The organism is Streptomyces sp. NPDC031100 (assembly GCF_055570785.1).
Genome location: NZ_JBVIGN010000007.1, coordinates 1 through 15,541 on the forward strand (window position 1 = coordinate 1; position 15,541 = coordinate 15,541).

At 71.3% G+C, this 15,541-nt stretch carries 12 protein-coding genes; 7 read left to right on the forward strand and 5 right to left on the reverse strand.

Annotated features, from left to right (window positions below; genetic code table 11):
- Positions 1 to 264 precede the first annotated feature (264 nt).
- From ACZ5DS_RS20285 to ACZ5DS_RS20295, 3 genes are all read right to left on the reverse strand, one after another.
- A complete protein-coding gene (locus ACZ5DS_RS20285; RefSeq protein ID WP_468240362.1) occupies positions 265 to 534 on the reverse strand; it encodes a hypothetical protein in 270 nt (89 codons plus the stop codon).
- Positions 535 to 747: 213 nt separating this feature from the next.
- Positions 748 to 4,767: a molybdopterin-dependent oxidoreductase gene (locus ACZ5DS_RS20290; protein WP_468241249.1), complete on the reverse strand. Its 4,020-nt coding sequence runs from the start codon at positions 4,765 to 4,767 to the stop codon at positions 748 to 750.
- Positions 4,768 to 5,017: 250 nt separating this feature from the next.
- Positions 5,018 to 5,257: a hypothetical protein gene (locus ACZ5DS_RS20295; RefSeq protein WP_468240364.1), complete on the reverse strand. Its 240-nt coding sequence runs from the start codon at positions 5,255 to 5,257 to the stop codon at positions 5,018 to 5,020.
- Positions 5,258 to 5,383: 126 nt separating this feature from the next.
- Between ACZ5DS_RS20295 and ACZ5DS_RS20300 the strand changes: the two genes are divergently transcribed.
- Positions 5,384 to 6,328: an MBL fold metallo-hydrolase gene (locus tag ACZ5DS_RS20300; protein ID WP_468240367.1), complete on the forward strand. Its 945-nt coding sequence runs from the start codon at positions 5,384 to 5,386 to the stop codon at positions 6,326 to 6,328.
- A gap of 312 nt (positions 6,329 to 6,640) precedes the next feature.
- Positions 6,641 to 7,426, forward strand: a complete 786-nt coding sequence (locus ACZ5DS_RS20305) for a GNAT family N-acetyltransferase (RefSeq protein ID WP_468240370.1) — start codon at positions 6,641 to 6,643, stop codon at positions 7,424 to 7,426.
- Between the two features lie 93 nt (positions 7,427 to 7,519).
- Here ACZ5DS_RS20305 and ACZ5DS_RS20310 read toward each other — a convergent pair whose 3' ends face one another.
- Positions 7,520 to 9,403, reverse strand: coding sequence for a PLP-dependent aminotransferase family protein (locus ACZ5DS_RS20310; protein WP_468240373.1), 1,884 nt, complete (start codon positions 9,401 to 9,403; stop codon positions 7,520 to 7,522).
- 318 nt (positions 9,404 to 9,721) lie between these two features.
- Here ACZ5DS_RS20310 and ACZ5DS_RS20315 point away from each other — a divergent pair, with 318 nt between their 5' ends.
- The 3 genes from ACZ5DS_RS20315 (at position 9,722) to ACZ5DS_RS20325 (ending at position 13,204) form a co-directional block, all read left to right on the forward strand.
- The gene (locus ACZ5DS_RS20315; protein WP_468240375.1) at positions 9,722 to 11,092 is read left to right on the forward strand and encodes an MFS transporter; all 1,371 of its coding nucleotides are present in this window, start codon (positions 9,722 to 9,724) and stop codon (positions 11,090 to 11,092) included.
- A gap of 70 nt (positions 11,093 to 11,162) precedes the next feature.
- Entirely contained in the window at positions 11,163 to 11,858 is a 696-nt protein-coding gene (locus tag ACZ5DS_RS20320) for a response regulator transcription factor (protein ID WP_468240378.1), read from the forward strand.
- A complete protein-coding gene (locus ACZ5DS_RS20325) occupies positions 11,855 to 13,204 on the forward strand; it encodes a sensor histidine kinase (RefSeq protein ID WP_468240380.1) in 1,350 nt (449 codons plus the stop codon). The genes ACZ5DS_RS20320 and ACZ5DS_RS20325 overlap by 4 nt, the downstream gene beginning before the upstream one ends.
- Positions 13,205 to 13,208: 4 nt before the next feature.
- Here the strand turns inward: ACZ5DS_RS20325 and ACZ5DS_RS20330 are convergent, their stop codons facing one another.
- Positions 13,209 to 14,168, reverse strand: coding sequence for a TAXI family TRAP transporter solute-binding subunit (locus ACZ5DS_RS20330; RefSeq protein WP_468240383.1), 960 nt, complete (start codon positions 14,166 to 14,168; stop codon positions 13,209 to 13,211).
- Between the two features lie 120 nt (positions 14,169 to 14,288).
- On the opposite strand from ACZ5DS_RS20330, the gene ACZ5DS_RS20335 reads away from it, so the two are divergent.
- Together ACZ5DS_RS20335 and ACZ5DS_RS20340 are read left to right on the forward strand one after the other, a co-directional pair.
- Positions 14,289 to 15,059 carry an isoprenyl transferase gene (locus tag ACZ5DS_RS20335; protein ID WP_468241251.1) on the forward strand — a complete coding sequence of 257 codons (771 nt, stop codon included), beginning with the start codon at positions 14,289 to 14,291 and terminating at the stop codon, positions 15,057 to 15,059.
- An 80-nt stretch (positions 15,060 to 15,139) separates the two neighbouring features.
- Positions 15,140 to 15,532, forward strand: coding sequence for a RidA family protein (locus ACZ5DS_RS20340; RefSeq protein WP_468240385.1), 393 nt, complete (start codon positions 15,140 to 15,142; stop codon positions 15,530 to 15,532).
- The last annotated feature ends 9 nt before the right edge of the window (positions 15,533 to 15,541 follow it).

Sequence of the window (15,541 nt, forward strand, 5' to 3'; positions counted from 1 at the left end):
CCCCCCCCCCCCCCCCCCCCCCCCCCCCCCCCCCCCCCCCCCCCCCCCCCCCCCCCCCCCCCCCCCCCCCCCCCCCCCCCCCCCCCCCCCCCACCGCCCATGCGTGGCAACCTCACGTGCGAATCCGGGTTTCGTCGCCATCGATGCCCGTACGCGGCGCGAGGTCGCCACCCATGTCCCATGTCGGCGGTGGGCAGGCCGGCCGGCCCACGGACGCCTGCCATGCCGCCACTCTCCGCCGCCAAGGGAAACTGAACCGACCTCTTACCAGGCCTTGTTGTTGCAGCCCATGGTCGAGCCGATGTGGGTGGCCTGTGCGCCCGGGTCACCCTCGCCGTTGAGCGCGTTGCCCAGCAGGCCGTTGAGAATCCCGACCTCGCCGAGGACGTCGAGGTTCAGGTCGTGGTCCTTGCAATTCGAGCTCTGCATGACGCCGTCGCCCCCGTACTCGCCGGCGTAGGCGGTACCTGCAGACAGGAGCCCGACGCTGCTGAGGGCCGCGACCAGAACGGCAGCCTTGCGAAGCTTGTGCATGTCATCTCCATGGAGGTGAGTGTGGATGCGATCTGTCACAGATCGACCTCTTGCAGCTACGCAGATTAGTAAGAAAATAAGGCAAAGCAGACAACGACACGCCGTTCATGATCTCGTAGAAACGGCACGCACGCGCCTTGATCAAGTCGACCGAGGTGTCGCTCGCGAGCGCGTGATGCCTGCACGGGGGCGCCGACTCGGGCTCCTGGGCGGTCAGTAGACGTCGCGTATGTAGCGCTTGTCGGTGGCGAGTTGCTTGACGTAGGCCGCCGCCTCCGCCTTGCTCAGGCCGCCGTGGACGGTGGCGACGTCCCTGAGGGCCTGGTCGACGTCCTTGGCCATGCGGGAGGCGTCGCCGCAGACGTAGAAGTGGGCGCCGTCCTGGAGCCAGGACCACAGCAGCGGGCCGTGCTCGCGCATCCGGTCCTGGACGTAGACCTTGACCCGCTGGTCGCGGGAGAAAGCGGTGTCCAGGCGGGTGAGGGTGCCCTCGGCCAGGAGGGCGGCCAGCTCGTCCTCGTAGTAGAAGTCGGTGGCCCGGTGCTGTTCACCGAAGAACAGCCAGTTGGGGGCCCGGTGACCCCGCGCCCGGCGCTCCTCCAGGAAGCCGATGAAGGGCGCGATCCCGGTGCCCGGACCGACCATGACCATCGGTGTGCCGGGGTCGGCGGGCGGCCGGAAGTGCGGGGAGCGCTGGAGGTGGACCGGGACCGCGAGCCCGGGTTCGGCGTCGGCGAGGAAGGGTGAGCAGACGCCCTGGCGGGGGCGGCCGTGCAGGTTCTCGTAGCGCACCACGGAGACCGTCAGCGAGACCAGGTGCGGGTCGGTGAGCGGGCTGGAGGAGATGGAGTAGAGGCGTGGCTGCAGATGTCCCAGGGTCTCGGCCCACTCCTGCGCCCCGGCCCGTACGCCGAACTCGGTGACCACGTCGACGGCCTGGCGGCCCCAGGACCACTTGGCCAGCTCGTCCTTGTTGTCCGGGCGCAGGAGCTTCCTGAGCCGGCGCGGGTCGCGGGCCCGGTCGGCGACGAAGCGCAGCAGGCCGGGGGTGATGCGGGTGATGTCCAGGTGGCGCAGCAGGGCGTCGCCCAGGGGGACCTCGCCGATGCCGTCGACCGTCACCGCCGTGCCGGCGTCCAGGCCGGTGACGGCCAGCCATTCCGCCGCGAGAGCCGACGAGTTGAGGGGCCGCACGCCGAGGGCGTCGCCCGCCTGGTAGACGAACGGCTCCTCGCTGTCGCGGGTGTCGAAGGTGAAGCGGCGGACCTCCTTGCCCGCTCCCGGCAGACTCAGCAGCCGGTTGCCGGTGAGGCGGGCCGTCACCGGGGCGGGCCGCCTGCTGCGCGGTGCCGGGCGGGCCGCGGCCGCCGGGACCGCGGGGGACGCTCCCGGAGCGGCTTGGAGGGCGCTGAGCACCTGGGTGAGCCAGGAGTGGGCGGCACTCTCGTAGTCCGGCTCGCAGTCGGTGCGCGGCGCCAGTCGCACCGCCCCCAGTTCGTCCATGCGCCGGTCGAGCCGGCGGCCGTGCCCGCAGAAGTCGTCGTACGACGAGTCCCCGAAGGCCAGGACGGCGTAGCGGCGTCCCTCCAGGCGCCGGGCGTCGGCCGCGGCCAGGGTGTCCCAGAAGCCGGCTCCGTTGTCGGGCGCGTCGCCGTCTCCGAAGGTGCTGGTGATCAGCAGCAGGTCGGCGTCGGCGGGGAGCGCCGTGGGGTCGGCCTCGTCCATCGCGACCAATTGCGCGGCGTGCCCGTCCGCGGTGAGCCGCTCGGCGGTGGCGGCCGCGAACTCCTCGGCGTTGCCGGTCTGCGAGGCCCACAGGACCACGACCTGCCGTCCCGGGGTCGCCTCCGCCGGTGTCTGCCCGGGGGCCGAACCCGCCCGGGAGTACATCCCGGCGAGCGCGCCGTTCACCCACAGGGCGTGCTCGGGGCTGAAAGGCGCGTCCGGCGGCAGCACGGGGACTCCGGAGACGCCCGAGGGGATGCCGGCGAGGAAGCCGACCAGGTACTGCCGTTCGCGTGGGGTGAGCACCGGCGGTGGCGTGGGCTCCAGACCGAAGACGGCGCCGGGCACGACCGGCCCGGGGACCGTCTTGAGGGCAGCCACCGCGGGCTCGGGCTCCGCCACGGCCGCCGGGACCTTGACGATCACCGGAGCGGGGACCTTCGTCAAGGAGACGGCGCACACCTTGAACTCGGGCTGGAAGGACAACGGGTCCACGGCGTCGTTGGTGACCGCGTTGACGCTGAGGTACTCGCCGAACAGGTCGTTCCAGTGGAACGGCGCGAAGCAGTTCCCCGGACGCACCCGGTCGGTGACGACGGCGGGGAGCACGGCCCGCCCGCGCCGGGAAGCGACCTCCACCGAGTCCCCGTCGGCGACGCCCAGACCGTCGGCGTCCTCGGGGTGGATCTCCACGAAGGGTCCCGGGTCCAGCTTGTTCAGCTTGGGCACCTTCGCGGTCTTGGTGAGGGTGTGCCACTGGTGCTGGAGGCGGCCGGTGTTCAGCACGTAGGGGTAGTCGTCGTCCGGCATCTCGGCGGCCGGGATGTGCGGCCGGGCGTGGAAGACGGCACGACCGCTCGGGGTGGGGAACCTGAGCGAGCCGTCGTCGTCCACGTAGCGGATCGGGTTGCGGTCGGGGCCGTCCTCGGCCGTCGCGGGCCACTGCACGGGGGTGTCGCGGAGCCGGTCGTACGTCACTCCGCGCAGGTCGTAGCCGGTCTGGGGGTTCCAGGCGCGCTTGATCTCCTCGAAGATCTCCTCGGCGGTGTCGTACGAGAAGCCCTTCTCGTACCCCATGGCGCGGGCGACGGCCGCGATGATGCGCCAGTCCGCCGTCGCCTCGCCGGGCGGGTCGACGGCCGGCTGGGCGAGGGTGAGGGTGCGCTCGCTGTTGACGAGTACGCCCTCGGTCTCCGCCCACATCGCGCCGGGCAGGACGACATCGGCGTACGCGTTGGTCTCGGTGTCGGCGAAGACGTCCTGCGTGACGACGAACTCCGCGGCCTCGAGTCCTTCGATGACCGTCCTGCGGTTGGCGACGGAGGCGACCGGGTTGGTGCAGATGATCCAGCACGCCTTGATCCCGCCGTCGGCCATCTTCCGGAACATCTCGACGGTGCCCTGGCCGACGCCGTCCGCCCGGATGGTGCCCGGCTCCAGCTCCCACAGCTCCTCGACGAAGGCGCGGTCCGCGTCGACGAGCACGGAGCGCTGGCCGGGCAGGCCCGGGCCCATGTACCCCATCTCCCGCCCGCCCATGGCGTTGGGCTGGCCGGTGAGCGAGAGCGGGCCGCTGCCCGGGCGGCAGATCCTGCCCGTCGCGAGGTGCAGGTTGACCAGCGCGTTGGTGTTCCAGGTGCCGTGCGTGGACTGGTTGAGGCCCATGGTCCAGCAGCTGGTCCACTCCCCCGCCTCGCCGATCAGCCGGGCCGCCTCACGGATGTCGGCCTCGGGTATGCCGGTGATCTCCGCGACGGCGTCGGGCGGATAGTCGGCCAGCAGCTCCGGCATCGCCTCCCAGCCCTCGGTGTGCGCGGCGATGAACCCGGGGTCGGTGTGGCCGTTCTCGTGGAGGAGATGGAGGAGGCCGTTCAGCAGCGCGAGGTCCGTGCCGGGCTTGACCTGCAGGAACAGGTCCGCTTTCGCGGCGGTCGCGGTGCGCCGCGGATCGACGACGATCAGCTTGGCGCCCGCCTTGACCCGGTCCATCATGCGCAGGAAGAGGATCGGGTGGCAGTCCGCCATGTTCGAGCCGATGACGAGGAAGACGTCCGCCCGGTCGAGGTCCTGATAGGAGCCGGGCGGGCCGTCCGCCCCCAGCGACAGTTTGTAGCCGGTGCCCGCGCTCGCCATGCACAGCCGGGAGTTCGACTCGATCTGGTTGGTCCGCAGGAAGCCCTTGGCCAGCTTGTTCGCCAGGTACTGCGCCTCCAGGCTCAGCTGCCCGGAGACGTAGAGCGCGACCGCGTCCGGGCCGTGCTCGTCGACGATCGCGCGCAGCCGGCGGGCCGTCGTGGCGACCGCGGCGTCCACGCCCGTCGGCCGCGGTTCCTCCCCGCGTCCGGGCCGTACGAGGGCCGTGGTCAGCCGGCCGGGAGCGGCGAGCATGTCGGCGGTGGTCGCACCCTTCGTGCACAACCGGCCGAAGTTCGCGGGGTGCGCCTTGTCACCGGACGCCTTCAGCACCACACGGCGGCCGTCCGGTCCCTGGCCGATGTCGAGGACCATGCCGCAGCCCACACCGCAGTACGAGCAGACCGTACGCACCTTCGCACCGCCGTCGGCCCGCGGGACCAGCGCTCCCACAGACACCCCCTTCTCCTTCGACCTGCCACGACCCTCCGTGACCGTACGAAGGGCGCATTACGCGGGCGTCTCCATGGCTGATCATCAGGGGTTACGTGCATCGCACAGGGACCGGTCCGCCGGTGTGAGCGAGCAGGGCCCCCCGGGGGGTGCGAGAGGAGCCCTGTGGGCCTTAACCGCTGTCCCACAGCTCGGCGAAGCGGTCGCTGTGCTCGCGCGCCGACAGCCTCAGGGCTCGGGTCAGTGCCGCGACCACCTGCGACGGCCGGCGCAGAGCCTGGACCTGCCGCTCGGTCCCCTGCTCGACGTGCTGCGCTCGGGGCCGGCCGCCGGCTTCGCCCTGCAGGCGATCGGCCCGTACGGCACCAGCGACCAACGTCCACCACCTGCAACCGCTGGAACTGCTCGACATGCAGGGTGGGGTACCGTCCGGACGCCCGTGACTGCGATGATCCATGCGGCGTACGACGAGTCCGCCGAGGCCAGGCGGCACCGTTCCCCTTCGGGGGATCCCCCGTCCTCACCACAGGAGTTCGCAGTGAGCAGTGTCCACCACGACGTCACCCAGCTTCCTCCGCCGCGGGTGGAGGAGGTCAGTGAGGGCGTCTTCGCCTACATACAGCCCGACGGCAGCTGGTGGATCAACAACACCGGGTTCCTCGTGGGGCGGCGTGGCGTGATCAGCGTGGACGCGTGCTCGACGGTGCGGCGGACGCAGGCGTATCTGGACGCGATCGCCACGGTCACGCCCCAGCCGGTACGGACGCTGATCAACACGCACCACCACGGTGACCACACCTTCGGTAACCACCTGTTCGGCGGCGCCACCATCGTCGGGCACGAGGCCACCCGGTCGAGCATCATGCAGTGGGGCGGGCCGGCAGCGGCGGCTGCGTTCTGGACCGAGGTCGACTGGGGCGACGTCACCCTCGAACCGCCCTTCCTCACCTACACCGACGGCGTCACCGTCTGGGCCGACGACCTGCGCGCCGAGGTGCGCCACGTCGGTACGCCCGCGCACACGACGAACGACTCCATCGTCTGGCTGCCCGACCGCGGGGTCCTCTTCAGCGGTGACGTGCTGTTCAACGGCGGTACCCCCTTCCTCCTCCAGGGATCCGTCGCCGGTGCCATCCAGGTCATCGAGGAAGTGATCAAGCCCCTGGGCGCGACGACCATCGTCCCCGGGCACGGCGGCGTCGCCGGCCCCGAACTCATCGACGACGTGCTCGGCTATCTGCGGTTCGTCCAGGCCACCGCCCAGGCGGGCCGCGCTGCAGGGCTCACGCCTCTGGAGACCGCCCGGGAAACGGACTTGGGCAGGTACGCCGACCTGCTCGATTCCGAGCGCATCGTCGGCAACCTCCACCGGGCCTACGCGGAACTGGAGGGCGGCCCGCTCGGCAGGGGCATCGACGCCGTGGCCGCCCTCGGCGACATGGTCACCTACAACGGCGGCCGCCCGCTCACATGCCTCGCCTGAAACAGGCCCAGAGGGGCGGCAGCGGCCGGTGTCCGGGTGACGGCGGCGCCGGTGCGCTGACGGGCGAGGTCCACTCTGGCCGCAAAATCGATTGCCGCGCACCTTCGACGTGTGGCAGAGTGCGGCGAGTTGATCTCCACACACCTCTGTACGACGAAGGACTGAAGCCTTTGATCACGGCGTCCCGCAGCGGCCGCCGTCGGCACTGAAGCAGCCTGCCCCTCCGGGGGCGCGCACGGTGCCCTCGCGTCTCCTCACGGCGGCCCCACGTTCATCACCTTGTTCCCGGCTGTGGCCGGTCCCGCAGCTCTCATGGCTGCCATCCCGCGTGAGGTCATCATCTTCGTGCACACCGACGTCCAGAGTTTCGCCGTCGCCAACCTGCTGCGCCGTCCGGCGATGGCCGAAGTCGGAGGCTTCGTCGCGGGATTCGATCCCACGACGACCAGCCCGTACGTCAACTACGCAACCCCGGTCCCCGGCGCCGAACCGACCGACCGGGACATCAGCGCCCTGATCGGGGCATTCCGCGAGCGCGGGCTCACGCCTCGGCTGGAGTTCGCCCCGGATGCCGCACCCGCCGTGGAACCTGCCCTGCGCCGGGCGGGGTTCACCACGGAGGCCGTCCATGAGTACATGGTCTGCACCCCCGCCACGCTGGCGCCGCCGGCGGCCGGAACGTTCCGGGTGGAGGTCCCGGACAGCGACGAGGAGTACACGGCGATCGACACCGCCTTGTCCGAGGCGTTCGGCGGCGAGTTCCCGCCCACCCCGGAGGGTGCGGCCCGGCTGCGATGCACCCAGGAGGGCGGCGGGGCCGTCCGGTTCGTCCGCGGCACCGACGGCGACTGCGCCGGTGCGGCGCTGTGCTCGCCGCCCGCCGCCGGGACGGCGGAACTGGCGGGCGTGGGCACCCGGCCCGCGTACCGGGGCCGGGGCATCGCGGCCGCCATCACGGCCGCCCTGGCCGAGACCACCTTCGCCGCCGGGGCATCGTCCGTCTGGCTCGAATACGGCGGCGAGGGATCGCGCCGTGTGTACGAGCGGGTCGGCTTCCGGCCCCGAGGAACTCGCCTGTACCTGAGGCTCGACGGGTGACGCACACCCGGCCGGGGCCTCGCAGGGCCCGGGTGTCGGCTCGGGGCAGGGGCGCGGTGCCCTGCCCCGAGCAAGGGGCGGTGAACGGACCCGTCACTCGAACCCTCGGCCGACCTCCGGTACGAGTGCCAACGGCACTGCCTCGTCCAGCAGTTCGGGGACGGGCTCGATGATCGGCAGGATGATCTGCTCCGGGAACGCCTCCGCCCGGTGGAGATCCTTGATCAGCGCGTCGATCTTCTCCTCGGTCGTCGACGCCATGACGAACACGTGCGCATAGTCACGCCGCCGGACCTTCTGCGGGTTCTTCTCCTGCGGGTTCATGACCACTTGCTGCGAGGAGAGGGACCACTTGGCGACCAGTTCAGGGGTGGGCTTGCGGAAGCGGACCGTGAGCGTCCCAGGAGTCCGTGCCACCCACAGATCGATGCCGATGGTGTTGGACAGGCGCTTGAGCTGCCGCTCCAGATAGCGGGCGAGCCGCTGCGCCCGCAGGACTCCCGAGATCTGCTGGTCGTAGGAGTGCTTGGCCAGGTAGTCCCAGAGGATCACCGGAGAGAAGCCGTTGCGCGAGCCCGCGAACGTCGTGTCCGGCGAGCCGATGTACTGGGGCGAGGCGGGCGGCTTGAGCTGGTACTTGACCTTGGTCATGTAGATGCCGCACGGCCAGGGCGCGCCCGGCCACTTGTGCCCGCTCATCGCGATGGAGCTGATCATGTCCACGGGCGGTGCCTCGGGAACGCCCTCGCGCGGCAGCCGGAGCCCGAAGTCGAACTCGGTCATCTTCACTTCCGGCACGTGCGCATAGCTCGGGTTGTCCTCGGCCATGCGCAGGAACGGCGCATAGGCGGCGCCGAGCGCGCCGTCGACGTGGATCCAGAAACCGCGCCGAATATCCTTCTTGCCCTTCTCGTACTCGATCTCGCGCTCGACCAGGTGGTGTTGCTCGAAGATCGGGAGCAGCCTCTCGCAGACCGCGCGGACGTCGTCGTGCGCGCCCTTGAAGGTGCTGCCGAGGTTGAGGCTGACCATGACGGGGTGGCCGTTCTTGGCGAAGAACTCGACCAGGGTGGCCAGCTTGTCGATGTCGATCTCCCCAGGGCCGTCGGCCGAGGACTCGGTGCCGGACAGCGAGGGGACTTCCATGGGCCATGCCCCGCCGAGCGGATTGGCGTGCTTGTACCGGGGCTCGCTCATCGCCATCTCGTGGAAGGTCTTGAAGCCCAGCACACGGACGGCCTTGGTGAAGGAGTAGTGGGTGTCCTCCGAGTAGAAGACCACCGGCCGCAGAGCGTTGCGCCGCTTGCGTGCCGCCTCTTCCTCCTCCTCAGCCGCGAACGTCTCGGCCGTGACCTGGCCCTGTACGTACAGCATGCCGGCGGCCGGACGGACAGGATCGACGATCAGCGCCCTGCCCGACAGGTAGTCGCGCGCGTTCCAGAGGGCGTACATGTTGCCCTCGGTGGACCCCATGGAGAGCATGTAGCCCCAGTAGGACTCCGGGTCGTCGGGCTTGTGCGGCCACTTGGCGTTCCACAGCGCCGCGTAGTAGTCGAGCACGGCGCGCTCGATGACCTTGGTGTTCGGCTTGTAGCCACCCGAGCGGAAGGGGTCGCCGACGTTGTTGACGTGGTGCTCCATGAACCGGGACAGGTCCGGCTTGTAGCCGTCCATGTCCTGGTTGACCTGGTAGCCGAGCATGTGGTCCCGCTTGCGGGTCAGATACTCGTCCAGGTCGTCCAGAGCCGTCCGCCGCTGTTCCTTGGTCAGCCCGGACGGCGGGAGCTGGTACGCCTGGTCGGGCAGTTCCTCCTCCGCCGGATACACGGTGCACGGGTCGAACACCGGGTCGCTGATCGGAGCCGGGAATCCGTCCGCCAGCCCCTGCGACATCAGGATCTGCGACCAGGGCTTGTGGTCCGGACCGTAGGGGACGCTGGAGCGGTGGACTCCAGCCGTGCGCCCTGTCTGCGTCATGCGCTCATCCTCCAGAGATGTCCATGGTGCGATGGGTGTACATCTGCCTGAAATCGATCTTTCAGGCGAAATGAGGCATCCGCCACGCACGCCGATCGATCGAGTGATGACCGGACCGCACGGCACCCGCGCCAGGCCACTCGGAATGGGCCGGTAGAGGGAACGGATTCCAAAAGAAGCCACGTCTTAGCGGGATGTTAGATCTGCGCGGGCGGCCTTGTCCGGGTGCGGTGGTCGGCCGCATGCTCGGGCGCACTCAGGTTCCGGGGGCGTTCACCCGCTCCCCGATCCCACCGGATTTCCCCACCTGGAGCCGCCATGTCCGCCTCTGCCGCCCTGCCCGGAAAGCCGCCCGCGGCCTCCCCCGGCAGCCGCCGTCTCGCCCTGGTCGGCGGGTCCCTGGGCAACCTCGTCGAATGGTACGACTGGTTCGTCTACGCGAGCTTCGCGATCTACTTCGCCGACTCGTTCTTCCCCGGCGACAACCAGACCACCAAGCTGCTGAACACGGCCGGCATCTTCGCGGTCGGCTTCCTGATGCGTCCGGTCGGCGGGTGGATCCTCGGGCGGGCTGCGGACCGGAACGGACGCAAGAGCGCGCTGACCCTGACCGTCACGATGATGTCGGTGGCCGCCCTGCTGATCGCCGTCGCGCCCACCTACGGCCAGGCCGGCTACTTCGGCGCCCTGGTGCTGCTCCTGGCCCGGCTGCTGCAGGGCCTGAGCATCGGCGGCGAGTACGCCGCCAGTGCCACGTATCTGACCGAGGCGTCCGCGCGCAACCGGCGCGGGCTCGGCTCCTCGTTCCAGTACGTGTCGATGACGTGCGGGCAGCTTCTGGGTCTCGCCATCCTGATCACGCTGCAGCACACGCTGACCAAGGGCCAGTTGGAGAGCTGGGGCTGGCGGATCCCGTTCGTGCTCGGTGCGCTGTTCGCCGTGGTGGTGTACTGGCTGCGCCGCCGGCTGACGGAGACGGAGGCGTTCACCGAGGAGTCCGGAGCGGACGACCGCAACGACGGCGCGCGCGGCACGATCAAGGCGCTGTGGCAGCACCGCCGCGAGGCCGGGCTGGTCATGGCGCTGACCCTGGGCGGGACCGTGGCCTACTACACGTACACCACGTATCTCACCAAGTACCTGATCGGCAGCGCCGGCATGGCCAAGTCCACGGCCACCCTGGTGAGTTTCACCGCGCTCGCCGTCTTCGCGCTGCTCCAGCCGTTCGCCGGGCTGCTCTCCGACCGGATCGGCCGACGGCCGCTGCTGATCACGTTCGCTGTGGGCTGCACGGTGGGTACGTACCCCATCATGACCGCCCTCGGCTCCGCGTCCTCCTACTGGTCCGCGCTGGGGCTCTCAACTCTGGCTCTGGTCATCGTCACCGGCTACACCTCGATCAACGCGGCCGTGAAGGCGGAACTGTTCCCCACCCGGGTCCGCGCCCTCGGGGTGGCCCTGCCGTACGCCGTCGCCAATGCGCTGTTCGGCGGCACCGCGGAGTACGTGGCGCTGTGGTTCAAGGACAGCGGTCACGAGAAGGTGTTCTTCTGGTACGTGTCGGGGTGCGCGCTCATCTCCCTGGTCACCTATGTGCTGATGCCGGACACCCGCAACGCGGCGCTCAGCCGCGCCGAGGCGGAAGCCGCTGCCGGTGAACGGCCCGCCTCGGCCGACGCCCTTCGCTGACGCGGTGGTGACCCGGGCCGTGCCGCTTACGTAAGCTGCGGCCCAGGTCACCACGGCACGAGGACTTTTCATGCACGCGCTGCTCGTCGAGGACGACGACCGAATGGCCCAGGCCCTGACGACGGCCCTCGCCCAGCGCGGGCACACCGTGCGCAGGGCCGCCCGGGCCCTGGACGCTCTGCGTCTAGTCCGGGCGGCGGAGTTCGTGCTGCTCGACCTCGGCCTGCCGGACCTGGACGGGCTGGAGCTGCTGCGGCGGCTGCGCACGGTGTGCGACGCACCGCTGATCGTCGTGACGGCCCGCTGCGAGGAGCGCGACATCGTGCAGGGGCTGCGGGCCGGTGCCGACGACTACGTGGTCAAGCCGTTCCGGATGAACGAGCTCATGGCCCGCATCGACACCGTGCGCCGCCGTACCGGGGCGGCGACGGCGCGCGGCACGGACGGCGGCGGTCAGGCTGTCGTGCGCACCGGCGATGTGGAGATCGACATCGCGGGCCGTACGGTCACGGTGGCCGGCGCCGAAGTACGGCTCACCCGGCGCGAGTTCGACGTCCTCGCCTTCCTCGCCGCCCGGCCGGACGAGGTGCACTCCCGCGAGGAGATCCTGGACCGGATCTGGGGCGACGCCTTCCTCGCCGCGTCCCGGTCCCTGGACGTGCACGTGGCGGGCATCCGCGCGAAGACGAGCCGCGCCGAACTGGTGCGTACGGTACGGGGCTTCGGGTATCAGCTCGGACCCGACAGCCACGGCGGCCGCCGGTGAGGCGTCGGCTGCTGGCCGTGCTGATGGTGCTCATGGGGGCCGCGACGCTGCTGCTGTCGGTGCCGCTGGCGGGCTCGTACGCGAGCGGCCGTACCGAGCATCTGCTGCTCCAGCGGCGCGCCGACGCCGTGCGGTTCGCCGATCTCGCCGACCGGGTGCGGACCGCGGCGGACCGTGCCGAGCTGTCCGCCGAGATCCGCCGGTACACCGAGCTGTACGGCGCCTCGGTGACCGTGGTGGACTCCGCGGGGCGGAATCTGGCGCGGGCGGGGGCGGGCATTCCCGCGTCCGCCGTGGAGGACGTGCTGGGCCGGGCGCTGACCGGGCGGTCCACGGAGCGGCTGCCGACCGTGCGGCCGTGGGGGCCGGACCGGGTGGTGCTCGCCGAGCCGGTCGGCCGGGACGAGCGGGTCAGCGGGGCGGTCCTGCTGGCCGTTCCGACCACGGCCGCTCGGCGGGACGTGACCGTGCGCTGGGCGCTCACCGCCTTCGCGGCCGCGGCCCTGGTCGCGGCCGGCATCACGCGCTGGCTGATGCGCCCGGTCCGTGACCTCGACCGGGCCGTCGCCGCACTGGCCTCCGGCAGCCTGCAGACGCGGGCCGTGTCCGACACCGGTCCGCCCGAACTGCGCCGTCTGCGGCGGCACTTCAACGGCATGGCCGAGGCGGTCGCCGACTCCCTCGGCCGGCAGCGTGCCTTCGTCGCCGACGCCTCGCACCAGCTGCGCAACCCGCTGGCCACCCTGGTGCTGCAGCTGGAGAACGTCGAGCCGCATCTCGCGCCCGGCCCCGGCCGGAAGGAGCATGCGCGCGCCCTGGACGAGGCCGGGCGCCTGGAGGAACTGCTGGACGGTCTGCTCGCCTTGGCGCGCGTGGAGTCGGGGACGGCGGAGCGGACCGAACAGGACGTGTCGGGTGCGGTGCGTGCGCGGGTGGCCGCCTGGGAGCCGGTGTTCGAGGCGTCCGGGCTGAGCTTGGGCATCGCCGCCGTGGCGGAGGGGCTGCGGGCGCGTGCGGTGCCGGACGCCGTAGGCCGGATCCTCGACGCGGTCCTCGACAACGCGGTCAAGTTCGTCCCGCCCGGCGGCCGGGTCAACGTGACGGCCGTGCTCGACGACGATGCGGTCGTGCTGCGGGTCGTCGACGACGGCCCGGGCGTGCCGGAGGACCAACTGGCGCTGCTCACGCGGCGTTTCACCCGGTCACCCGAGCACCAGAACGTGCCGGGCAGCGGGCTGGGCCTGGCCATCGCCGAAGAGATCGCCCGCCTGAGCGGGGGCAGGCTCGACACCGCCGGCAACGATCCGCACGGTCTGGTCGTGGAACTGCGGCTGGCCACCGCCTGACAGGTCAGCCGTAGACCGACCGGTAGTAGGCCACCGCGCCCGGGTGCAGGGGTACGTCCCCCGTGGCGACGGCGAACCGGGGCTCGAGGCGGGCGCCCGCCGTGACCTCCCTGAGCAGCACGCGCCACCGGTCGAACACCACCCGCAGCACCTCGCGCACCGCCTGCTGCGGCACCCGCGAGCGGGCCAGCAGATAGTTGCCCACGCCGATGGTGCCGACCGGCTCGGTGAGCCCGTACACCCCGGCCGGAAGGGTGACCGCCGCGTAGACGGGGCCGTACGTAGAGCGCAGGGTGTCGGCCTCCTGCTCCAACGGCAGGAAGCGCAGTGGGAGTTCGCGGGCCAGGGCCGACAGGGCGAGGGTCGGCACTCCCCCGGCCCAGATCAGCGCGTCGACCGTGCCCGTGCGCAGCGCCGCCACCGAGGCGGCGAGGCCGAGCGGCCGTTGCCGTACCGACCGCTGCCCGGTCAGTCCCGCCACCCGTAGCAGCCGGCCCGCCAGCACCTGCCCGCCGGAGCCCGCCGCGCCGGTGGCGACCGACCGCCCCGCGAGGTCCCGCAGGGACCGCACGGGTCCGTGCGCCGGTACGGCGAGGTGCGTGTAGTTGACGTAGACGCGGGCGAGGGCACTGACGGCGGTCGGGCTCGAGAACGGTTCCTGCCCCCGCACGGCAGCCTCGGCGGCGTCCGCCATCGCCAGGCCCAGGTCCGCCGATCCGCCGCCGAGTCTGCGCAGGTTGTCCACGCTGGCCGAGGTGGTGAGCGGGGTGATGTGCAGCCGGGGAGCGGCCTGTGCGGACAGCGCCTTGCCGAAGGCGTTGTACGGCCCGCCCGGCGCTCCCGTCGCGAGCCGGAGCCGCCACACCGGTGCGCTGTCCCCGGAGCAGCCGGTCAGGGCGGCTGCCGGGACGCCGAGGGCCGCGGCCTCCAGCAGGCCGCGGCGGCTCATGGGTCGACCGGTCACATCCGCACAGTAGCCGCTTCGCGTTCACCGGGCGCTCCGCTCCCGCGTGGCTCGTGCGCATGGCGTGGCACTATCCTTGCGCCCTCAAACACGGGTAGGAGAAGGGACATCAGCGTGGCAGTGAAGGCCTTGCGTTCGGCGTTGGAAGCGATCTATGTACGGCGCCTGAACCGCAAGCTGGAGGGCCTGCCCCGGCCGCGGCACGTGGCGATCATGCTGGACGGGAACCGGCGCTGGGCCCGGGGGGCGGGACATCAGGACGTCCGCGAGGGCTATCGCGTCGGCGGTGCCAAGGTCACGGACTTCCTGCACTGGTGCAGCGAGGCCGGCATCAAGCACGTCACGCTGTGGATGCTGTCCGACGACAACCTCCACCGGCCGGAGGCCGAACTCGGCCCCCTGCTCGACATCATCGAGGAAACGGTCCAGCGCATCTGCGCCCCCGAGGCGCCGTGGGAGATCGAGATCATAGGCGCCCTCGACCTGCTGCCCGGGAACACCGCCCGCGTCCTCAAGGAGGCCGCCGCGCTCACGAACGGCCGCGGCGGGCTCAAGGTCGACGTCGCCGTCGGCTACGGCGGCCGCCGGGAGATCGTGGACGCCGTCCGGGCGGCCTTCGACAAGCACATCGGCGCGGGCGGCGACCCCGCGGAGCTGGCTTCGGAGTTCGACCTGGAGCACATCACCGACAACCTGTACTCGCCGGCCGGACACGACACGGACTTCATCATCCGTACCTCCGGCGAACAGCGGTTGTCCGGATTCCTGTTGTGGCAGTCCGCCTACGCCGAGGTGCACTTCGTCGACGTGCTGTGGCCCGCGTTCCGCCAGATCGACCTGCTGCGGGCCCTGCGCTCGTACGCCGCCCGGGAGCGCCGCTACGGCCGCTGACGGTGGCGGGCGGCGGAGTCCGAACTGCTCCGAGACGGGCGGCCGCGTGGCCGAAGTGGGGGTCGCGTAGCGTTCGGCGCATGACAGAGCGACGTGCGATCCTCAGTGGCTCGACCTTCGAGGAGCAGATCGGGTACGCCCGTGCCGTGGTGGACGGCGACTGGGTGCATGTGTCCGGGACGACCGGGTTCGACTACACCACGATGACGATCTCCGACGACGTGGTGGAACAGGCCGAGCAGTGCCTGCGCAATATCGAGGCGGCCCTGGCCGAGGCCGGCTGCGGCTTCGCCGACGTCGTACGGGTGCGCTATCTGCTGCCCGACCGGGAGGACTTCGAGCCCTGCTGGCCGGTTCTGCGCCGCCGCTTCGGCGAGGTCCGTCCGGCCGCGACGATGCTCGTGTGCGGCCTCGCCGACCCGCGGATGAAGATCGAGATCGAGGTGTACGCGCGACGCCGGAGTACTCACTGATCCCGGCGC